This window comes from Saccharopolyspora antiqui (assembly GCF_052246905.1).
In the GTDB taxonomy this organism is placed as follows: domain Bacteria; phylum Actinomycetota; class Actinomycetes; order Mycobacteriales; family Pseudonocardiaceae; genus Saccharopolyspora.
On record NZ_JBQQBO010000014.1, the window covers coordinates 81,840 to 101,777 of the forward strand.

Below are 19,938 nucleotides of genomic sequence, written 5' to 3' on the forward strand. Positions count from 1 at the left end.
TCGTTACTCTTTCCCACCGGTAGACGCAGTCGCGTCCGCGTCGCCGTTCTCGGCGGACGTGGTCACCAACTGGAACTCGCCGTCGTGCTCCTCGCTACCGGAGATGACGGCCTGTTCCAGCACTTCGGCGCCCTTGGCGTCGCGCAACGTCAACGGGTCGCTGCGCAGGTCCTTGAGCATGGCCACGCACATCAACACCATGACGATGGCGAACGGAAGCGCACCGATGAAGGTGAGGTTCTGGATACCTGCCAGCGCCTTGTCCTCGCCCCCGCCGATCACCAACATGATCGCGGCGACCGCACCGGTCGCGGCGCCCCAGAAGACCACCACCCACCGGCTGGGTTCGATGGAGCCGCGCTGCGAGAGCGTGCCCATCACGATCGATGCGGCATCTGCTCCGGAGACGAAGAAGATCGCCACCAGGATCATCACCAACACCGAGGTGATCACCGTTAACGGCAGTTGCGCCAGCACGTCGAAGGTCTGCGCCTCCGCCGAGCCGTCGCCGTAGACGTTGTCGCCCCCCTTCTGGAGGTCGATCGCGGCACCGCCGAAGATCGCGAACCAGACCAGGCTGACCACGCTGGGGACCAGCAGCACACCGCCGATGAACTGGCGGATCGTGCGGCCCCGGCTGATGCGGGCGATGAACATGCCCACGAACGGCGTCCAGGAGATCCACCAAGCCCAGTAGAAGACCGTCCAACCGGCCAGCCACTCCTGCATCTCCGCACCACCGGTGGCTCCGGCGCGCGAGGCCATCTCGCCGAACTCGCTGATGTAGGACCCCACCGCAGTGGGCAGCAGGTCGAGGATGAACACCGTCGGGCCCACCACGAACACGAAGACCGCCAGCAGCGCGGCCAGCACCATGTTGATGTTGGACAGCCACTGGATGCCCTTGGCCACACCGGAGACCGCCGACAGGATGAAGCACACCGTCAGCACGGCGATGATCGCCACCAGCACGCTGGTGCCGGCTTCCCCGATCGGCCAGCCAGCGGCCTGCATCCCGGCGCGGATCTGCAGCGTGCCGATGCCCAGCGAGGCAGCGGAGCCGAACAGCGTCGCGAACAGCGCGAGGATGTCGATCAGCTTGCCGATCGGCCCCTCCGCGTTGCGCTTGCCGATCAGCGGCAGGAACACCCCGCTGATCGTCTGGCTGCGACCGCGTCGGAAAGTGCTGTAGGCGATCGCCAGACCCGCCACGGCGTAGATCGCCCACGGGTGCAGCGTCCAGTGGAACAGCGAGGTCGCCATCGCCGTCTTGATGGCCTCTTCGCTCTCGCCGGGCACCGTCCCCGGCGGCGGCGAGACGAAGTGGCCCAACGGCTCGCTAACGCCGAAGAACATCAAACCGATGCCCATACCGGCACTGAACATCATGGCGATCCACGACACGGTGCGGAACTCGGGCTGCTCGCCGTCCTTGCCGAGCGGGATCCGGCCGTACTTACTGAAGGCCAGGAACAAGGCGAAGATGACGAACGCGGTGGCAGCCAGCACGAAGCCCCAGCCGGTGTTGGTGAGCAGCCAGCTCAGCGCGGCCGACGAGGCGTTGCTGAGCGAGTCGGTGCCCAACGCACCCCAGGCCACCACGATGAACATGATGGCCGCGGTGACGCCGAAAACGATCCAATCCGTTCGCGGCTTGCCGAGGAACTCCGGACTTCCTGGTACTTCGGTTGAATGGTGGCCCCCTGCGGGGTCACCACTTCGTTCTGTTTCGGTCGACACAGGTTTCGGCGTCGACTTTCGGCGACGCCCCCTCCTCTCCGTCGTCAGTTACGACGATCTGGAACTAATCGATCCCGACATGTGTGCAGGTGGTAGCTCCGGACCGTCTGCAACCCGTAAACCGTGACCCAATCGGGTGAACAAGGCAAGCTCACCTGCGGTCAGCGTGGCCGAACCGACACCTAGACTTGACCGCCGTGGCGGTCAAACTCGCACCTACGCAGGGCGCACTACGCGTCCTGCGCGGGGTTGGGCTGGCCACCACCTCGGCGTCACTGTCCGTAGCCGCACATGTGGCTGCGGGCGGAGCGGTACCCGATCCGGGTACCACCGTTGTGATCACCGCTTTGCTGGCCGGTGCCGGTGTGGCGCTCGCTGATCGCAAGCGCGGGTCGTGGGGCATTCTAGGGGCCCTGGGGATCAGTCAGCTGGCACTTCACGTATTTCTGCAGCTAGTGGCTTCTCACCAGGGGGGAATCGGGTACCCGGGACTGCCGTTCTCGCCGCTGGCGATGACGCTCGGCCACCTCGCGGCGGTGCTGCTGACCGGCCTGGTGCTGGCCCGGGCCGAACGGGCACTCTTCGTAGTCGCCCACCTGCTCGGTTCAATCCTGCCCCGCAAGTCGACGCCGTTACCGGTTGTTACAGCGCCGCGCACGGTGTGCATCCCGGCGATCACGGTGCGTACCCTCGCGCAGCTGATCTACCAGCGGATTCACGCCCGTCGCGGGCCGCCGAAATCTCCTGTCCCGAGCCGCGGTCCGATGGCATTCGCCATCTGACTGTTGCTGCCCCGTCATTTCGTCGCGTACGCGCGCGCGAATAGTTCTCAGCACAGGAGATTTCAAGCAAACATGTCGACAAAACGATTCGTGGTCAGATCCGCAGCGCTGACGGCTGCCTGCGGGATTGCTGCCCTAATGGGCACCGGAACCGCCCTCGCACACGTTACGGCGCAGCCGGGCGAGGCCGCCAAGGGCGGTTACGCCAAGGTCGCCTTCCGAGTGCCCAATGAGCGGCCCAACGCATCGACCGTCCAGGTCAAGGTCACACTTCCGGAACAATTCCCGCTGAGTTCGGTGCGCACCAAGCCGATGCCCGGCTGGACCACCCAGATCGAGCGGGTCCAGATCGCCCCGGTCGAGGTGGACGGGGCGCAGGTCACCCAGGCGGTGCGCAGCATCACCTGGACCGCGCAGCCGGGCACCCGCATCGGACCGGACGAGTTCAACGAGTTCGAAGCCACCCTCGGCGCGCTACCGGACAACGCCGATCAGCTGGTGCTGCCCACCACGCAGACCTACGACAACGGCGAGGTCGTCAGCTGGGACGCCCCGCCGCCCGCCGAAGGAGCGGAGGAGCCCGAGCACCCGGCGCCGACCCTGAAGCTGGTCGACGAGGCCGAGGGCGAGCACTCGCACGGTGCGGCCGTGGCGGGGCAGGAGCCCTCGGCACCAACCGGTGACGACACCGCCCGCTGGCTCGGCGGTGCCGGGCTCGTGGTCGGCGCGCTCGGCCTCGGTGTCGGGGCGGGCGCGCTGGTGCGCAGCCGGAAAGCCCCATCCGGTGCGGACCGGTCCGAGCAGGCGCAGTCGTGAAGCGGCTGGTGGCCGTCGCGGTGCTGGCCTTGGCCGCGCTGCTCGGCGGTGCGGGTACCGCGTTGGCGCACAACGTGCTGGTCAGCAGCGATCCGGCGGATGGTGCGCAGTTGGCCACCGGACCTCGTGAGGTTCGGTTGACCTTCGACCAGCCGGTGCGCGCCGGCGAGGGCTACAACACGGTCAACGTGGTCGGGCCGGACGGCTCGTACTGGACCGACGGGCAGGTGCGGGTCGAGGGCAACTCGGTCATCGCGCCGGTCCGGGAGCTCGGCCCGGCCGGGGTCTACACGATCGGCTACCGGGTGCTGTCCAACGACGGCCACCCGGTGCCGGGCAAGGTCACCTTCACGCTGACCGCCCCGGGCCATGGCAACCCCGCCCCACCACCGCAGACCGCCAACCCGGCGGGACAGCAGGCCCAACCCGAGGAATCGGGCGGCATGCCGATCTGGCCGTGGATCGCGGGCGCGGTAGTCCTGGTCGCCCTCGGCCTCGTCCTGGCCCTGCGCCTGGGCAAGCCGAAGAGCTGAGAACGGGTCGTGAGTGCGAAAGCGCTCACGACCCCGTTCGGGCGACGAGTGAAGGGCACCATTGACCGACTAAGCCGGTCAAAGGTGCCCTTCACCTCACGACAGCGTCACGACTTTCGGAGGCGGATCTGGTCGAGTAGTGCTGGGTCGAGGTCGGTGTGGGCGGCGGTGGTCGGGAGCATGAACCAGGGTTGTTGGATGCCCGTTGGCGACGGGCTCGTGTTCGGGGCGTAGACCGGTAGGAAGCCCTGGTGGACCAGGGAAATCGCGTAGTCGACTGATACTTCGCGGTGGTCGTTGAGGGCGGCGGTGCCGTGCCAGGGCATCACCCCGGCCCCGCCGATCGGGATGAACCGGAAGCGTCCGGCGGCCGGTCGGATCGACAGGCTCATCCGCACCCGGTTGCGCTGCCACAGCGCCTGGTAGTTCAGCTCGTGGTCGACGTGCTTGTTCGCCAGGTAGGTGATCGTCTCCCGCCACGCCCCGGCGAGCAGGTCGGCGCGCGCGGCCCGCACCCGGGCGGGCACGGCGGGATTGGCGAGCTCGTAGGGATCCGCGTAGAGCTGCTGCGACCAGGCGAACGGATCACCGCCCTGGTGCGGCACGTCGATCGCGTGCAGGACCGAGCGGAACATCTCGACGAAGCCCGGCTGGCCGGGCTCCCCCGGATCGCGTTCGGCCGCCTCGGCGAGCACCGGCAGCGGATCGCGGCGCACGTCCAGTCCGGCGAACGCGGTGGCGTACCGCTCGCGGTGCTTCGCCAGCAGTGCCGGTCGCTGCGCCCGATCGCCGCAGCCGGGATGCGCGTCCGCGGCGGCGTCGATGTCGACGACGGTCACCACGCGATGCGCGCCGGTCCGCTCCAGCAGCCGTCCGAACTCGGCGTGGTACCCGGTGTAGCGCTGCGGATCCCGAATCCGGAAGTGGCTCGGGTCGGCGAGGGCGAGCACCCGGATGCCCGGCGGGTGGACCTGCCGGATCGCCGCGTCGAGCTGCCGGAGCCGGGCGAGCACGGCGACCTCCGCGAGATCCGGTGCGCCGCCCAGCGCTTTCAACCGCGAGCCGTCCTGCTTCACCGGCGGTCCCACCATCACGAAGGTGATGCGCTCGCCCGCGACGATCGCGGCGGCCATGTCCGCGACCGCGGCCTCCGGTGGGTACGCCGCCTTCGCCGCGCCGAACGGCTTCGCCACCAGCACCTTCCGCACGGCTCGTGCGATGGCGGTCGGATCCGCCGAACGGCCCAGCCGCTCCCGCACCGCGCCGCCCAGCTTCCGTCCATTTTGGACTGCGCTGGTGCACAGCGCCGCGATGATCCGGTCCTGCTGCTCGGCGGTCAACTGCACACCGCGCGCCCAGATAGTCGGACGCGTGCTGTACTCGCCGATCGGCAGTTCCGCGATCGACGTCGCGTGCGACAACTCGGGTTTCGCCCGCCGCCGCGGACTGGCGTGGCCGCGGCCCAGCGGCGTCGGGTGCGGGAGGAACTCGAACGTTGCGATGCCCGGACCGGTCCGGGGTTCGGTGCTGAATCCGGGCGGCCGCACCGCGACCACCGTCGCGTCCGGGAACGCCGCGCGCAGTGCCGCCCGATTGGCTGCCAGGTCGTCGAAGGCCGCGACCACCTCGGCGTCGGCCAGCTCGCGCAGCACCTCGACCTTGTGCGCCCCGATATCGGCGCGCTCGTCGGGCGTGGTGTGCAGGTCCAACCGCCCGAGGCCGTGCCGGAGCAGCAGTTCACCGGTGGCGGGCCGCATGCGCGGTCGCCGCCCGGTGGTCCAGAGCACCCGTCCGCCGACGTGCTCGACGGCGCGGACGAACCGGATCAAACCCGGTGCGGGCTCGTCGGTCAGCAGCGCATCGCGGCTCCACGACAGGGTTTTCCGGAACTCCGCGTACAGCGCGTCCCAGTCGACATCCGGGTAGTCCTCGCGCAACCGGTTGCGGGCCAGGAACAACGGCCAACCCGCCGAGTACAGGCCGGGAAGCACGGCCAACCGATCCGATGCGGTGAGCCTTTCGATCCGCAGCGCCCGGCCGAGCTGCGACAACGCGGCGCGGACTCGTTGCCGGGGCAACAGCGCGCAGTAGTCCAGATCCACCGCGACCACCGGCCTTGGCAGGCTCCGATCGCGACGACGATCGACGTTGCGCTGCTTGACCTCTCGGATCACCCCGCTGAGCAGTTCGTGCTGCCCAGCGGCAACGCTGTGCACGTGGTGCCGCCACGGATGATCACCGGCGAGCAGCGCGGCGGTCTCGGCGGCGAGGTAGCGCAGCTCATGCGCGGTGATCCGCTCGAACGCGGCCAGCGCGGCGGCCCCCTCGGCTGCCGCTACTTGCCCGAAGGCCGCCGCCAACGACTCCAACTCCCGGTGCAGCGCGGAAATCGACTCCGCGACCGAACCGTCCGCCGCGTCCACCGGCAGCACACCGGCCGGGACGGCTCGGCCAGTCGCGACGAATTCGGCGGCCAGCTCGACGGCGAAACCACCGGCCGGTCGCAACCCTTCGACGAGCAGGCCGCGCGTGGTCGCCACGATCGGCCGAACCACGAACTCGGCCAGGTAGTCCAGTTGCGCCCACCCGGACGGCCGACCGTCGAGCACCCGGCGCAGCTGCCCGCCGACCAACTCACCGAGCGACAGCACGAACCGCCAGGCGCCGGGCGACACCTCGGGCGGCCCGCAGTACAGCGACAGCAGATCGTCCTGCGCGATCAAGTTCTGCACGTTGCTGGAAATCGATGCTCCTGCCGAACCGACTCGACACCTGTTCTCCGAACCGCGAATCGCATACCCGAGGAGTGCGAATCCGCTTGGCGACGGAGTCTAGTTGATCTTCATCAGGAGCAGTTTCCGGTGCTGCGACAGAACTTCACACCAGCGTTGGCGAAGTGCCGCCGTGCTGAAGTTGTTGCGGAACACACGAATTAGCCCGGGCCGAACTTCGCCGCAGCCGGTTGTCGAAACCGCAGTTCGCCGGGCGTCGAAGCAGGACGATTTCGCCCGAATCGGGCCGCGTGGCAGGAAAACCCGTCGTGTCGCCGAATGGTCATTCGCCGTCGGTGAGTTGCACCGCCGGGACGCAACACGGCTCGGCCAACCGGCGCAAGGTCGCCTGCCCGCGATGCTCCAACTCCCGGTGGGATATCCAGCCCGCCGCGAAATGCCGGTAGGCCTGACCGAGCAGCACCAACTCGGCCAGGTGGTCGGCGCAGCGCTGCCGCATTTCGACAGGCAGCTGCGGCAACAACTCGACCTGGGAGTTGACCACTTCGTCGAGCACCTGCGCGCAACGCCGCGCACGTGCTCGGCGCCAGTTCGGGATCAGCTTCCGCGGCGTCCAGTTCGCGATCCTCATCGACAGCCCATCCAGTAGCTACGCGAGCGATGCACCCAATCCGCTCGTATGGTTTACCCGTACGGACGGCAGCACGTCACCAGAACTGCCCAAAGACCTTCGGTATCCGGCGCAATATCGCCCGATTGGACGCATCCAGCCGGTGGAGGGACTAGCTGTAGGGCGCCCATTGAGTGACCAGATCGCCTTCGCGGATCGTGCGCAATCGCCGATGCAGCTGGTCGCGGACTCCCGGATTGCTGCGCAGGATGGGCAGCACGCCCGTGGTGATCTTGAGTTCGCGCAGCTCGCGCAGCACCGGAAAGCCTTCCCACCCGGTGATGTCGAAGCCGTAGGCACAGGCCAGCTCGTCGTGCCAATCGGGCGGATGCCCCATCCGCAGGCGCCCCACCGCGATCGGCGTCAGATCCCACTCCGGCGGGCCGACGCACAGCGAATCCAGATCGCACAGCAGCGGACCATCGGCGCCGCCGATCACGTTGCCCAGGTGCGCGTCGGCGTGGATGACGCTCTGCGGCAGCGGAAATCGCAGCGAATCCAGCCGTTCTTCCAGGTAGTCGCAGCGCTGTTCGAGGAAGTGCTGGTCGGCCGGATCGATTTCCACCGCATCGTCGAGTCGGCGGCGGAGATCGGCCATCGGCTGCCAATCCAGGAAGGTCGGTGTGGGCGGCATGGAATGCATCCGGCGCAACAGCGAACCCAGGTCGCGACCGCTGGGCACCGGGCCGATCTCCGGCTCGTACTGCCAGAGCGTCGCGAGGTGCTCGCCCACCTGAACGGGCTGTTCCAGGCCCGGCAGCAGACGCACCGCGGGCACGTCGTGGACGGCCATCCAGCGCGCGGCTTCAACGGCGTTGAAAGCTCGATAGGTAAAAGACGGGGAAAGCACGATGCGGACGATCACGGGCTGCGAACGCAGCAGGAAAACCCCGTTGTTGACGAATCGGATCAGGCGCGCGCCGCGCGAGTCCAAGCCGACGGACGCGCAGATCGCGGTCAGCGCGGACTCCAGCTCCGGCGGGATGCACCGATCCTCTTCCACCTCGTATGTCTTCATACTCATGTTCTCAAACCGACGGCAGGCGGACCGGACGAACCGGTCGGCGAGCCTCACACCTGGCGGAACCGCCGGACTTCCTCGAACAGGTCCCGGGCATCGGAATTCATCCGTTGCTTGGCCGCTTCCAGCTCCAACGGCTTGAGCCGGTCGGCCACCCGGGCGGACTTGACCCGGTCGCCGAACTGCAGCGCCTGCCGCCCGACCTTGATGCCTTCCTGCAGATCACCGGCCCGGAAGTGGTTGGTCGCCTGCAGGCTCAGCCCGAACACGTGGGTGCGCTGCATGTCCGCGCCGTAGGCCTCGTTGCACTTGATCGTCTCGGCCACCGCGATCGACGCGTGCTTCTTCGGGTCGAAGTTGGCCAGTGCGTCGTGCGCCGAACCGATCATGCCGTGCAGGTCGTTCTCGTTGAAGAACCGCACCCAGTCCGGCGCCTCGTCAACCTTGGCGCGGGCGAATTCGTCCTTGGTGCGACCGACCATCTTGCGCACCTGGTCGGGCTTGTTCAGCATGCCGTAGGCCCACGCCTCGTTGGCGCACAGCACGGCAACGGTCAACGCGGAACCGGACTCCTGCGCGGCGATCTGGCCCAGTTGGAACAACTTCAGCGCCTCGTTGGGCTCCTGGTAGTGCAGGTACACCCGGCCCATCCGGTAGAGCACGCTGGCCACCAGGCTGTCGTCGTCGGCCTGCTTGGCGAACTCCAACGCCTTGCCGAAGTGGCCGCGAGCCGGATCCAGCAGACCGATGTCGAACGAGGTCCAACCGGCCAGGCTGTGCATGTCCGCCAGAGCGACGAACAGCTGCTTGCGGACCGGATCGGCGGCCGTGGACTCCAGCAGCTGCTGCGCCCAGGACAGCTGGGCGACCACGGCGTCGCGGCAGGTCCCGCCGCCGTAGCGGTAGTCGAGGTCGCGCAACGCCTTGGTGGCGGCCTGGATCTGTTGCACATCGGTCATGCCGATGCGTGCCGGTGCCGGTGTCTGGGCGCTGGCGGGCACCCAGGAGCTGTCCTCCGCGCCAAAGACGGCCGCACCCATGGTCACAGCCGCCGCGTGGGACAAGAACTTCCGACGCTTCACCGACTCGTCCTCCTCAGCATCGGGGGCGTTGGCCGCCGCCTTGGCGACCCGCATCGCGGTTGCCCCGTCGTATGCGAGGCCCATGTAGCCCCGCGGTATTCCCAACCCGTCGGCGATCCGGGCCAGCACGTCATATGCCATGACCTGCCGCCCCTTGAGAATCTCGGACACCTCGGACTGCGACTGCCCCGTGGAGGCCGCGATCTGGCGCTGCGAGACGCCGTGCCGACGCAGTTGTCGGTAGATCTCACTGACGTCCCGTCGGGCCAGCGCATCCCGCATTTCCCGCTCGTTCCAGACGTCGGGTGTAACGGGAGAGCCGCCAGAACCGATGATGTTCATTTAGACCCCCTCACGCTCTGCACGGGCGTTGGTCGCAGAGTAAGGGCACTGCGGCAACCCGGTGAAGTGCGTATCGGTAGAGGTGATCGGCAGGGGTGAAGTCCACCGACCGCTCGTCGTTGCCGTCAGCCCGGTTATCGCCTACCTCTAGGCGAGCCGGGTCAACTCGTTCCAATCTAGTCAGCACAGGCGAACCGAGCACGAACGGGAACGGTGACGGCAATGCGGACAACACAGGGCGAGGACGGCCAACCGGCCGAGTTCTCCCCCGGTCCCGCAGACCGCCGCCGGTGGTGGCGAGTGGACTGCCGAGATGTGGCGAACTCGCACCGATTCCTGGACGTGCTGGTCAACCGGGACAGGGTGGTGCTCGTCGGACCGCCCGGCCACTCCGCCGCGCTGTCGGCAAACGGCGTCAGCCAGTTGTCCGTAGCGCTGCGGGATGCCGCTGTGCAAGCGAGAAAGTGACGGTGACGTTTCGGTGGACGAGATTCTGGGACAGGTGCTGCGCAACGCGGTACGGGAGCGGCTCGATGTGCTGACCGAGCTCGCGAACCGCGCGGACGCCCCTTCCCTGCTCTCCGTGGCGCGTTCCGAACTCCCCCGACTCACGGAGGGGTGGCGGACGCTGCTCGCCGCTCACGACGCCGACGAAAAGGGCAACTGCCCGGAGTGCTCAGGCCGCTGGCGCCCGCAGAAAGCACCGTGCTCGGTGTGGCGCTCGGCCTACGACCACCTGGTGGCAGGTGCCTTGGCACCCCGTCCCGCACGGCACCTTCGACCGGCGCACGCTCTGCGCCCGGCGGCGTCGGTGCCGTAAAGCCGGCGGACTCGGACCCGGACAGCAAGACCTCCTCCCCGACCCGGGCTCCGAGCAACCGCCTGGTGGCGGCCGATGAACGACAGTCGTGATTCCCCGACCTCGACCAGCGTTTCATCGGCCGCCGCCACCACAAAACTCCACAGTGGACCGCTGTCCAGCAGCGGTCACCCCAGATTTCCGCGGGCCGGTGCTGACGCACTCCCCTCCCCCCGACCGGTGCCGGTCCGCGGAGTCCAACCACTCCGGACAAACCGTTTCCCCGGACGGCCCGGAGTCTGGAAAGGCCCTGGCGCTCAAACCCCGACCGAGCCCAGGGCCTTTCCATGTTCTCTCCAGTACGTGGTTGCGCTGCGAAGCGGTGCCGGTAGCGGAACCTCAGACGCCGCCATCGTTCTTGCCGCGACAGCCACAGCCGCTGGCGGCCCATGCGCAGCACGCACTCGTAGCCGGATTCGCCGACTCACTTGCGGCGCAGTCGGGCTCGGGTGGCGAAGTCCGGGTCCAGGTGGATGCCCGGTGGTGGGGCCGCGCCGCGTTGGGTCGGCACCGCGCTCGTCGGCGATCCGATCAGGTGGGTGCGCTGGGCTGGCACCATCAGCCAGGGCTGGCGCGGGCCGAGCAGCGGCGAGTACACCGGGACGAATCCCTGGTCGAGCAGCGAGATGGCGAAGTCCACCGCCACGCAGCCGCGGGCGTCCAGCACCCCGGTGCCCTGCCAGGGCAGCAGCCCGGATCCGCCGAGGTAGGTGAACCCGAGGCAGCCCTCGCGGACCGCGCTCAGCGTCAACCGGATGCGGTTGGGGAACATCCGCTCGTAACCGAACTCCTCGTCGACCTGCATGGTCGCCAGGTAGCGGATCACGGTGTGCCAGGCGCGGCGCAGCACCGCGCAGCGCGCCTGCCGCACCTCGGCCGACGCGCTCTGGTCGGTGAGGTTGTAGATGTCCGCGTAGACCGCGGTGGACCATTCGAGCCGGTCGGTACCCGGCGGCACCGTGACCGGCACCGAATACACCAGCGACATCAGGATTTCCCGGAACAGCCCGATGACGTGCGGCTGGAACTCCGCCATCGAGGCGGTGCGCAGGTGCACGCGTTCCAGGGTGCGCAGCGGGTTGTCGGTGATGTCGAAGTGCCGCAGCGACTCGCTGAGCAGCTGGCGGTAGCGGGCGATCCGCGCTGACCGCTGCTCCGGCAGACCCGGACCCAGCCGCTGCTCGGCCACCGCGTCGATCTCCTCGACCGTGGTGCGGTCACCGATGCCGACCAGTTCGACGTACTCGCGCAGCTTCCTGCGGTAGGCCTCGGTGATCGCCGACGGGCGACTGCGGAAGTGCCGACCGTCGGTGAGGATGTTGAAGTGCAGGCCGGGCGGGTACACCGCGCTGACCGCCCGCTGCAGCTCGCGCAGCCGGGCCATGCCACCGAGCTCGGCGAGGTCGGGCAGCGGACCGCCCGCCTTGAGCCGGTTCAGGCACTGCTTGACCGGGAAGCCCAGCAGCACCACTTCGATGGGCTCGCGGCGGCGCAGGAACGGCTCGGCGTCCCGCCGCAGGTCGCTCACCTGGTAGTTGGCCCGGGATCCCTTGATGAACTGCTTGCGGGTGAGCACGTGGTGCAGTGCCGCCAGCACCTGATCCTGGTCGCCGCCCTCGTCGAGGCCGAACTTCGCGACCGCACCGCGGCCGGTCCGCGCCGCCGCCCGGTCCGCATCGGCCAGTATCGCGTCCACAATGGACTGTGATTCCTGCTCGCTGAGGTGAACAGCCCAGCGCTGCGCCAGGCGGTTCTTGCGCAGCGCACCGATCTGCAGCTCCTCCAGCGAATGCGTGTTGGACAACCGCGGACCGACATGTGCGCCGGGGCGCGGGGTGGTCTCGAAGGTGGCGATCACGGCGGCGGAGTCGAACACCGGCTGACCCGGGCGGCGCTCGGTGGTCAGCCCGGGAATCTCGACGGCGACCGCGAGTGCCGCGCTGAACTGCTCGGTCAGCGCGACCCGGTTGGCCAGTTCGTCGTCGAAGAACGCGACCACGTCGAGGTCACCCAGCTCGCGCAGCTTCTCGACCCGCAGCTCGGCACGCCGTCGGTTGCCGTCCTCCGGCAGGCAGAGCAGCGTCGGGTCCGGCACCCCGGCCGCCACCAGCACCGCTTCGGTCTGCTCGCGGAACCGCTCCCGGCGGCCGGTGCAGAACACCACCCGCCCGCCCGCGTCCTGCACGTCCCAGACGAACCGGGCCAGCCCCGCGTTCACGCTGTCGGTGCGCAGCTTCTCCCTCGGCCGGGACAGGAAGGCGCGCGCGAAATCGGCGTGCACCGCGGTCCAGTCGACCGATGGGTAGCGCTTGCCCAGGCCGCTGAGCTCGACGAAGTTGTACCAGGTGGCGGCCGAGCAGGTGGGCAGCACCGGCAGGGTGCCCGGCCCGGCCAGTTCGAGGATGCCCTCCGGCGCGCCCGGTCGCGGACCCGAGATCGAGCGCGCGGCGTCCAGGATCCGTTGCAGCGGCACGAGTCCGCACAGGTCGACGTCGACGACCACGGTCGGCTGCGGCAGCCGGTCGTTCCAGCGGCGCCGCTGGCTGCGGTGCTGGACCCGGTCCAGCACCGATTTGAGCACCGCGTCCTGCGACTCCGGCACGGTGTGCGCGTAGCACTGCAGCGGTTGTTCGCCGGCGAGCAGTTCCGCGGTGTGCGGTGCCAGGTAGCGCAGTTCCTCGGCGATCACCCGGTCCACCGCGTGCCGCACCCGGTTCTCCGGCCGACCGGCGTCGAGTCTGCTGAACCCGGCGCTGAGCTCGTCCAGGGTCGCGACCAGCGCGCGCACCCCGGTGGCGACCTCGGCGCGGGTCGGCTCGTGGCTCACCCGCAGGTAGTCGGTGAGCACGATCCGGCCGGTGGCCTGCAGTTCCGGCGACAGTTCGAAGGCGACACCGGTTTCGTCCAGCGAGAACAGGCCGATCCGGTGCGTGTCGAGGGCCAGCCGGAACGCGCGCAGCAGCGGGCGGACGAAGTGCTCCACGAAGTATTCGAGCTCGTCCTCGCGCCGCTCGAAGCGGTTGTCCAGCACCACGCGCAGCACGCCCGGTGTGCCGTCGCCGACCGGCCGCAGCAGCGTGGACAACTTCGCCGTGATGGTGCCGCCGGGGTGCCTCGGATGCGCCGGTGCGGGTTCGGCGATGCGGGTCAGCGCGGCCGAACCGGTGGCGGTGTCCACCACCGCGGCGGGCACCGGCTGGGTGGCGCAGTGCATCCGCAGGTTCGGATCGGACTCCACTGTGGACGACAGCCGTTCCCAGCCGCGCAGCTGGCGCAGCGCGCGCTCCCGGGGCCCGGCAGCCTGCAGCTGGACGGTGCGCTCCGGTCCGCTGACGGTGATCCGCTCCGCGGGGAACGGCACGCTGCGGTTGGGACCGGTCACCGCGGCCAGGCAATCCTCGGCGAGCTGCCGCTGCGCCGAGGTCAGCAGGTCCACGCGGTCGGCGGGCAGCGGTACGGATCCGCCGGTGCCGCCGCCGACGCCCAGCGACCGGGCCAGCCGGTGCAGCCACGTCGAGTTGAACACCCGGCGGGTGCGGCGCAGTCGGACCAGGGCGCGGTAGAGGTCGGACCAATTGGGTTGGTCGCCCAGCGGCAACCCGGCTCCGGTACCGGCTCCGCTGAGCCGCAGCATGCCGTGCGGGGACCGCTCGACCCACAGCCCGTAGCCGCCGTCGGAGAGCACGGCGTTGGCGTCGGGGATGGTCAGCGGGTGCCACAGTTCGGGCGCTGGCGGCGGTTCATCCGCTTCGCCGACTGCGCGTTGTCGACCCGCCGAGGCGGGGAGATCCGAGGTGAGCCGCGCGGTCACGGCGCCGCGGTGCGTGTCGCGCGCGAAGCAGCCGAGCGGACATGGGTACCAGCGGCACAGCTGCCACTCCCCACGGTCGGTGCCCACCCGGAGGGCAGCGCACCTGGTGGCATGGCGGGAAAACGAGGAGCAGCCGCGCAGTAACCCACGATGACCTTTCTGTCACGGAGAATGACGACGCGACTCACACTAGATAGCGACCTTGTGTGCTGACAACATGACTCAATGCATATACCGACGATGTAACGCGCGGGAACCGCAGGTCAGCACGACCTCTTCTGGCGAGCCAGGGACCGGGCGACGAGGCCGGGTCAAGACATGGACCGCTAATTCACCCAATCGACTGATACCGTCCACGGCATGTCCGGAGCGCACGACCGCCTCCGGGCCGGGAAACTGTGGACGTCACCGGAAATGAGGGCAAACCTCGCAAGCCGCCGGTGAACCAGACCGCCGAGTCGAGCTCGGCACCGTCTCCCCAGGGGCATCCCTGAACGAGAATCACGGTCGTGGTCGGCAAGATGGTCAGTGAGAACATGATCAAGGAGTCGCCTTGCCCGCCGAAGTAGCCCCATTGCGCCGCAAGCCGGTCCAGCAGCGCAGCGCTCAACGTGTGGAGAAAATGCTCTCGGCCTGCGCCGAACTGATCGACGAGGTGGGCTATGACGGATTAACGACCACCCTCATCGCCGAGCGGGCCGGAGTCGCGGTCGGATCGCTGTACCAGTTCTTCCCGGACAAGCGCGCGGTTGTGCAGGAACTGACGCTGCGCAACCTGGATCGCTTCGTGCGCACCGTGTCCACGCGGTTCGACCAGTTGGAGCTGGCGCACTGGTGGGACGCGGTGGACGCGGTCTTCGACGTGTACCTCACGATGCACCGGGAAGTCCCGGCGTTCAGCCGGCTGCACTTCGGCGACGTGGTGGACCTGCGGCTGCTGGATCCGAGCAAGGACAACAACGCGGTGATCGCGGAGAAGCTCACCGGGCTGATCGCCGAGGGGTTCGGGCTCGATCCGGCGGAGCTGATGCTGCCGCTGGCGGTCGCGGTGGAGGCGGCGGACGCAGTGCTGCACCTGGCGTTCCGGCGCGATCCGCTCGGCGAGCCGATGCTCGTCGCGGAGGCCAAGGAGCTGATCCGCGGCTACCTGTCCAACCGGCTGCCCGGCGGTTATCCGAAGGATCTGCCTTCGCCCCGGTAGGTCGGCACGGTGGCGGCCAGCCGATCACCGGTCACCAGGTGGTAGTGGGCGAACCGTTCGGCGAGCTCCCCGGCCTTGGCGTGCCGGAACCAAACCCGGTCGCCGAGCTGGAGCCCGCGAGCCGCGTTCCCGACGACGGGCGTCTGCACCTCGCCAGCGCCCTCCGTCGCGATCAACCGCAGGCCGGTGGGCCGCCACGGCGCGGGCACCCGATCCGCGCCGACCGGTCCGGAGGCGAGGTAACCGCCGCCGAACAACGTCGCGATCCGCCCGGCGGGGCGGTGCACGACCGGCAGCGCGAACAGCACCGCGGGCTGCGGGTGGAAGGCGCGGTAGCCGTCGAACAGCGTCGGCCCGATCAGCCCGGAGCCCGCGGCGAGCTCGGTGACGGCCGGTTCAGCGGCGGTGCGCTCCAGACTGCCGGTGCCACCGCCGTTGACGAACTCCAGCGGCGCCAGCGCCCGCACCGCGCGCACCACGGCGGCCCGGCGTTCGGCGAGTTCGACGGCCGACCGGCGCTGCATCCAGCGCACCGCAGCGGCTTTCAGCGGATGTCCGGTCGGGGCGTCGCCGACGCCGGCGATCTGACCTTCGTAGGCCATCAGCCCGGCGAGCTGAAAACCGTTGCGGCGCAGCACGGATTCGGTCAACCGGCGAGCCTGCGCGACGGTGTGCACGGGGGAGCGCCGGGTACCGATGTGCAGACCGGGCAGCGGCCGCCAGGCCGCGTCGATTTCGAGGCAGACCCGGATGTCCGGCCGGGCGGCGCCGACCGCGGCGTCGACGAGGTCGAGGTGTTCGACCGAGTCGACCATCAGCGCGATCGACGCCGCGGCGGCCGGGTCGGCCGCCAGTTCGCGCAGCGCAGCCCGGTCGGCGGTCGGGTAGGCGACCAGGATGTCGTCGCTGAGTCCTTCGCGGTGCAGCCAGAGCGCCTCGGCGAGGCTGTAGCACATCAGCCCGGCGAAACCCGGGGTGCGCAGCACCCGGTGCAGCAGGTCGCGGCAGCGCACCGATTTGGTCGCCACCCGGATCGGTCGCCCGGCGGCCCGACGCGCCAGATCGCCAGCGTTGTGGTCGAACGCGTCGAGGTCGACCACCGCGAACGGTGGGTCGAGCTCGTTGGTTATCTCGTCGAACCGGCGCACGTCGATAACGGTAGGCCGAAAAGCCTTGTTACGCGAATCTCATTCACATAATTTCTCCGCGATGCACCCGAAGGAGGGCCATGCAGCGCTGGACCAACTGGGCAGGTACCGCGACCGCCGCTCCGAGCACCGTGGTGGCACCGCGCGACACGACCGAGACCGCGGACGCGATCCGCGCCGCCGCACGCGATGGCCGCACCGTCCGGCCGTTGGGCACCGGCCACTCCTTCACCAGCATCGGCTCACCGGACACCGGCTGCGCGCTGGACCTCTCGCACTGGACCGGGATCGCAAGCGCCGATCCCGACAACGGGCTGGTCGAAGTGCGGGCGGGCACACCGCTGCACCGGCTGGGCGCCGAACTCGACGGGCTGGGCCTGGCGATGGCCAACCTCGGCGACATCGACCAGCAGACCATCGCCGGGGCGATCTCCACCGGCACGCACGGCACCGGCGCCGGACTGGGCGGCCTGGCCACCCAGGTCGAACAGCTGACGCTGCTGCTCGCCGACGGCACCGAAAAGCGGTGCTCGGCCACCGAGAACCCGGAACTGTTCGCCGCAGCGCGGGTCGGGCTCGGCGCACTCGGAGTGATCACCACCGTGACGCTGCGCTGCGTGCCCGCGTTCGCGCTGGCCGCCGACGAGCGCCCGGCCCCGCTGGACGACGTGCTGGAGCGCTTCGACCAGCTCGCCGCCGACAACGACCACTTCGAGTTCTACTGGTTCCCGCACTCGTCGAACACGCTGGTCAAGCGGAACAACCGGCTCCCGGCCGGACAGCCACCGCGACCGCTGCACCCGCTGCGGCACTTCCTCGAATACGGGGTGCTGGAGAACCGGCTCTTCGGCGCGGTCTGCCGACTCGGGCGCGCGGTACCCGCGCTGGTGCGACCGCTCAACCGGCTCTGCGCCGCGACCTGGTCCGCGCGTTCCTACAGCGACCGCTCGCACCGGGTTTTCACGACGCAGCGCAACGTCCGGTTCGTCGAATGCGAATACGCCGTCGGGCAGCACGCGCTGCGGGACGTGCTGGGCGAGCTGCGCGCCGCGGCGGGACGACTCGACGAGCCGGTGATGTTCCCGGTCGAGGTGCGGGTCGCGGCGGCCGACGACGTGTGGCTGTCGACCGCCTACCAGCGGCCGACCGCCTACATCGCGATCCACCAGTTCCAGGGGATGCCGTACCGGCGCTGGTTCGACGCCTTCGAAGACATCGTCGCGGCGGTCGGCGGTCGACCGCACTGGGGCAAGCTGCACCGGCTCGACGCCGCGGCGCTGCGCGAGCGCTACCCGCGCTTCGACGACTTCCGCCAGGTGCGCGCCGCCGTCGATCCCGATGGGGTCTTCCGCAACGCCTACCTCGACCGCGTCCTCGGCCCCTGTGGATAACTCGGTTCGCGGCGGGCTCGTCCGACGGTCAACCGAGGGCGGCGCGGAGGGCTTCGCGGATCGGGGTTTCGCCGCCAGCGAGCTCCAGCGAACGCCGCGCCGAGGCGGGTTCGCCCAGCAGCGCGAGCAGCACCGCGGCGACATCGGCGCGGGTGACATCGGCCCGGCCGACCGCCTCGGCCAGCGCGACGCGACCGGTCGGCGGATCGTCGGTCAGCCGCCCCGGACGCAGGATCGTCCAGTCCAGCGAACGCCGCCGCAGGTCTGCCTCGGCGGCCCGCTTGGCGTCCAGGTACGCGCCGAACACCGGGTCCACATCGGGCGGATTCGGCTTCGTCGTCCCCATCGAACTCACCTGCACGAAACGGTGAATTCCGGCCCGCTCGCAGGCATCCGCGAACAACGCCGACGCCGCTCGGTCCACAGTGTCCTTGCGCGCCGCGCCGCTACCCGGCCCCGCTCCGGCGGCGAACACCGCAGCATCCACATCGGACAGCAGCGCGGCCAGGGCGGTGACGTCGGTGTGCTCCAAGTCGGCGAGCTGCGGCTCGACACCGTCGGCGCGGAGCTCGGCGGCGTGGTCGGGATTGCGGATCAGGCCGAGCACCGAGTCGCCGCGCTCGACGAGCATCGCCCCCAGCTGTCGCGCGATCTTCCCGTGGGCCCCGGCAATCACGATTCGCATGCCGCCAAACCTAGAACACCGCGCGGTGCTCGGCCGGTCGCACCGCCTGTGGACAACTAGCCGAATCTTGTGGACAAGTCAGGCTGGTGGTCGTGAGTGCGTAGGCGGGCTGGAGCCCGCCTGCGCACTCACGACCGGTCCCCAGGGGCTGGCTCAGGGATCAGCTGCGCGACGGCGCGGGGGCCTCGGTCGAAAGCAGCTGCTGGTAGACGACCTCGTTGACCCAGCGCGAGACCGCGGTGTGCTCCACCGGCGGGGCGTCGTCGAAACGTCGCCCGTCCAGCTCCACCTGCACGTTGTCACCGTCCGCGCTGAGCACCGCGATGCCGAACTGGCGCGCGCGGATCAGGCACGTCGAGGCGAAGTCGGAGGCCACCGCAACGCTGCGCGGCACCACGATCGCCGCGCTGGCGAACCGGGAGAACGGCACGGCGGCGGTCAACGCGCTGCGCCAGTGCCGAGCCGGAGCGAGCACCCCGGCGATCCGGGCGGCGGGCGGCGGCACCCGGCCGTCCATCTCGGGCCACACCCAGGTGGCGATCTCGGCGCGGTCCAACACCGGTTCGCTGCCGAAGCAAAGCCGTTCGGCGTGCGCGTCGGGAAGCAGGTCGGCGGTCGCGATGATCTGCCGCCCGAGCAGCTTCACCGGGGGCAGCACGCTGCCCGTCCAGCCCAACGTGTCCACGGCCTGCTGAGCGAGCCGTCCCATGGAGGCGGCGAGCCCCAGCGGAGACCGAAGCTGCGTCGTCGAGCAGGCTCGGAGCTCGTCTTCGGTCCAGGCACGTCCCGGCATTCCGGTCACGGCGTTCCGCCTCCCTCATGCACTGCGCTTGCACTCCACGGCCACCGACAGCGGCGCCACTGTTGACTAAAACAGCTCCGCGCAGGTTCTGCGCTGTTCAACAGGGTCCCTGCGACCGGCGGCGGGCAACGGTCGGTGACTGGTCGATGAATGACATCAGGACTTCAGCCCAGCGATGCGGCCATTCAGGTGATTCTGCTGCGGCACCCGCGAGCGGCCCCGCGAACGAGCCGCCGACCACTCGCCTGACCTGCGCGAAGACCAGCCGCGGGCGACGCGGCGGGACACCGCCGAGGCGGCCGCGGACGGGCGGTCACCGATGT

At 69.5% G+C, this 19,938-nt stretch carries 16 protein-coding genes; 7 read left to right on the forward strand and 9 right to left on the reverse strand.

Features of this window, described 5'->3' with window-relative positions:
* Nucleotides 1–3 precede the first annotated feature (3 nt).
* Nucleotides 4–1,638, reverse strand: coding sequence for a BCCT family transporter (locus ACTWQN_RS22085; RefSeq protein WP_443205538.1), 1,635 nt, complete (start codon nucleotides 1,636–1,638; stop codon nucleotides 4–6).
* A 299-nt stretch (nucleotides 1,639–1,937) separates the two neighbouring features.
* On the opposite strand from ACTWQN_RS22085, the gene ACTWQN_RS22090 reads away from it, so the two are divergent.
* The 3 genes from ACTWQN_RS22090 to ACTWQN_RS22100 all read left to right on the forward strand — a co-directional run bounded on the left by ACTWQN_RS22090 (nucleotide 1,938) and on the right by ACTWQN_RS22100 (nucleotide 3,871).
* On the forward strand, nucleotides 1,938–2,522 hold the full coding sequence (locus ACTWQN_RS22090) for a hypothetical protein (RefSeq protein WP_443205433.1): 585 nt from the start codon (nucleotides 1,938–1,940) through the stop codon (nucleotides 2,520–2,522).
* Nucleotides 2,523–2,660: 138 nt separating this feature from the next.
* Nucleotides 2,661–3,338, forward strand: a complete 678-nt coding sequence (locus ACTWQN_RS22095; protein ID WP_443205434.1) for a YcnI family copper-binding membrane protein — start codon at nucleotides 2,661–2,663, stop codon at nucleotides 3,336–3,338.
* Nucleotides 3,335–3,871 (forward strand): copper resistance CopC family protein, encoded by a 537-nt coding sequence (locus ACTWQN_RS22100; protein WP_443205435.1) that lies wholly within the window; start codon nucleotides 3,335–3,337, stop codon nucleotides 3,869–3,871. Before ACTWQN_RS22095 ends, ACTWQN_RS22100 begins: the two co-directional genes overlap by 4 nt.
* Before the next feature lie 107 nt (nucleotides 3,872–3,978).
* Here ACTWQN_RS22100 and ACTWQN_RS22105 read toward each other — a convergent pair whose 3' ends face one another.
* The 4 genes from ACTWQN_RS22105 to ACTWQN_RS22120 all read right to left on the reverse strand — a co-directional run bounded on the left by ACTWQN_RS22105 (nucleotide 3,979) and on the right by ACTWQN_RS22120 (nucleotide 9,718).
* On the reverse strand, nucleotides 3,979–6,594 hold the full coding sequence (locus ACTWQN_RS22105; RefSeq protein ID WP_443205436.1) for an L-tyrosine/L-tryptophan isonitrile synthase family protein: 2,616 nt from the start codon (nucleotides 6,592–6,594) through the stop codon (nucleotides 3,979–3,981).
* A gap of 331 nt (nucleotides 6,595–6,925) precedes the next feature.
* Complete coding sequence (locus tag ACTWQN_RS22110) at nucleotides 6,926–7,234, reverse strand: hypothetical protein (protein WP_443205437.1); 309 nt, start codon at nucleotides 7,232–7,234, stop codon at nucleotides 6,926–6,928.
* 151 nt (nucleotides 7,235–7,385) lie between these two features.
* Nucleotides 7,386–8,291, reverse strand: coding sequence for a phosphotransferase family protein (locus ACTWQN_RS22115; RefSeq protein ID WP_443205539.1), 906 nt, complete (start codon nucleotides 8,289–8,291; stop codon nucleotides 7,386–7,388).
* 53 nt (nucleotides 8,292–8,344) lie between these two features.
* Nucleotides 8,345–9,718: a helix-turn-helix domain-containing protein gene (locus ACTWQN_RS22120; RefSeq protein WP_504230367.1), complete on the reverse strand. Its 1,374-nt coding sequence runs from the start codon at nucleotides 9,716–9,718 to the stop codon at nucleotides 8,345–8,347.
* Nucleotides 9,719–9,940: 222 nt separating this feature from the next.
* Here ACTWQN_RS22120 and ACTWQN_RS22125 point away from each other — a divergent pair, with 222 nt between their 5' ends.
* Complete coding sequence (locus ACTWQN_RS22125; RefSeq protein ID WP_443205439.1) at nucleotides 9,941–10,186, forward strand: hypothetical protein; 246 nt, start codon at nucleotides 9,941–9,943, stop codon at nucleotides 10,184–10,186.
* Between the two features lie 13 nt (nucleotides 10,187–10,199).
* Complete coding sequence (locus tag ACTWQN_RS22130) at nucleotides 10,200–10,538, forward strand: hypothetical protein (RefSeq protein WP_443205440.1); 339 nt, start codon at nucleotides 10,200–10,202, stop codon at nucleotides 10,536–10,538.
* A 463-nt stretch (nucleotides 10,539–11,001) separates the two neighbouring features.
* Here the strand turns inward: ACTWQN_RS22130 and ACTWQN_RS22135 are convergent, their stop codons facing one another.
* The gene (locus ACTWQN_RS22135; RefSeq protein ID WP_443205441.1) at nucleotides 11,002–14,475 is read right to left on the reverse strand and encodes an L-tyrosine/L-tryptophan isonitrile synthase family protein; all 3,474 of its coding nucleotides are present in this window, start codon (nucleotides 14,473–14,475) and stop codon (nucleotides 11,002–11,004) included.
* Between the two features lie 535 nt (nucleotides 14,476–15,010).
* Here ACTWQN_RS22135 and ACTWQN_RS22140 point away from each other — a divergent pair.
* Nucleotides 15,011–15,589 carry a TetR/AcrR family transcriptional regulator gene (locus ACTWQN_RS22140; protein ID WP_443205540.1) on the forward strand — a complete coding sequence of 193 codons (579 nt, stop codon included), beginning with the start codon at nucleotides 15,011–15,013 and terminating at the stop codon, nucleotides 15,587–15,589.
* Here the strand turns inward: ACTWQN_RS22140 and ACTWQN_RS22145 are convergent.
* A complete protein-coding gene (locus ACTWQN_RS22145) occupies nucleotides 15,559–16,743 on the reverse strand; it encodes an amino acid deaminase/aldolase (RefSeq protein WP_443205541.1) in 1,185 nt (394 codons plus the stop codon). The two genes, ACTWQN_RS22140 and ACTWQN_RS22145, sit on opposite strands and share 31 nt — an antisense overlap.
* 74 nt (nucleotides 16,744–16,817) lie before the next feature.
* Here ACTWQN_RS22145 and ACTWQN_RS22150 point away from each other — a divergent pair, with 74 nt between their 5' ends.
* Nucleotides 16,818–18,128: a D-arabinono-1,4-lactone oxidase gene (locus ACTWQN_RS22150; protein WP_443205442.1), complete on the forward strand. Its 1,311-nt coding sequence runs from the start codon at nucleotides 16,818–16,820 to the stop codon at nucleotides 18,126–18,128.
* A gap of 28 nt (nucleotides 18,129–18,156) precedes the next feature.
* On the opposite strand, the gene ACTWQN_RS22155 is transcribed toward ACTWQN_RS22150, so the two are convergent.
* Together ACTWQN_RS22155 and ACTWQN_RS22160 are read right to left on the reverse strand one after the other, a co-directional pair.
* Nucleotides 18,157–18,813: an SDR family oxidoreductase gene (locus ACTWQN_RS22155; RefSeq protein WP_443205443.1), complete on the reverse strand. Its 657-nt coding sequence runs from the start codon at nucleotides 18,811–18,813 to the stop codon at nucleotides 18,157–18,159.
* A 160-nt stretch (nucleotides 18,814–18,973) separates the two neighbouring features.
* Nucleotides 18,974–19,606 (reverse strand): hypothetical protein, encoded by a 633-nt coding sequence (locus ACTWQN_RS22160; protein WP_443205542.1) that lies wholly within the window; start codon nucleotides 19,604–19,606, stop codon nucleotides 18,974–18,976.
* Between the last annotated feature and the right edge of the window lie 332 nt (nucleotides 19,607–19,938).

What these genes read in the sequence shown, in the direction of transcription:
- ACTWQN_RS22095 (WP_443205434.1), top strand. Translation starts at nt 2,661, where the DNA reads ATGGGCACCGGAACCGCCCTCGCACACGTTACGGCGCAGCCGGGCGAG.
- ACTWQN_RS22110 (WP_443205437.1), bottom strand. Translation starts at nt 7,234, where the DNA reads ATGAGGATCGCGAACTGGACGCCGCGGAAGCTGATCCCGAACTGGCGC.
- ACTWQN_RS22115 (WP_443205539.1), bottom strand. Translation starts at nt 8,291, where the DNA reads ATGAAGACATACGAGGTGGAAGAGGATCGGTGCATCCCGCCGGAGCTG.
- ACTWQN_RS22120 (WP_504230367.1), bottom strand. Translation starts at nt 9,718, where the DNA reads ATGAACATCATCGGTTCTGGCGGCTCTCCCGTTACACCCGACGTCTGG.
- ACTWQN_RS22125 (WP_443205439.1), top strand. Translation starts at nt 9,941, where the DNA reads ATGCGGACAACACAGGGCGAGGACGGCCAACCGGCCGAGTTCTCCCCC.
- ACTWQN_RS22140 (WP_443205540.1), top strand. Translation starts at nt 15,011, where the DNA reads ATGCTCTCGGCCTGCGCCGAACTGATCGACGAGGTGGGCTATGACGGA.
- ACTWQN_RS22150 (WP_443205442.1), top strand. Translation starts at nt 16,818, where the DNA reads ATGCAGCGCTGGACCAACTGGGCAGGTACCGCGACCGCCGCTCCGAGC.
- ACTWQN_RS22155 (WP_443205443.1), bottom strand. Translation starts at nt 18,813, where the DNA reads ATGCGAATCGTGATTGCCGGGGCCCACGGGAAGATCGCGCGACAGCTG.
- ACTWQN_RS22160 (WP_443205542.1), bottom strand. Translation starts at nt 19,606, where the DNA reads ATGCCGGGACGTGCCTGGACCGAAGACGAGCTCCGAGCCTGCTCGACG.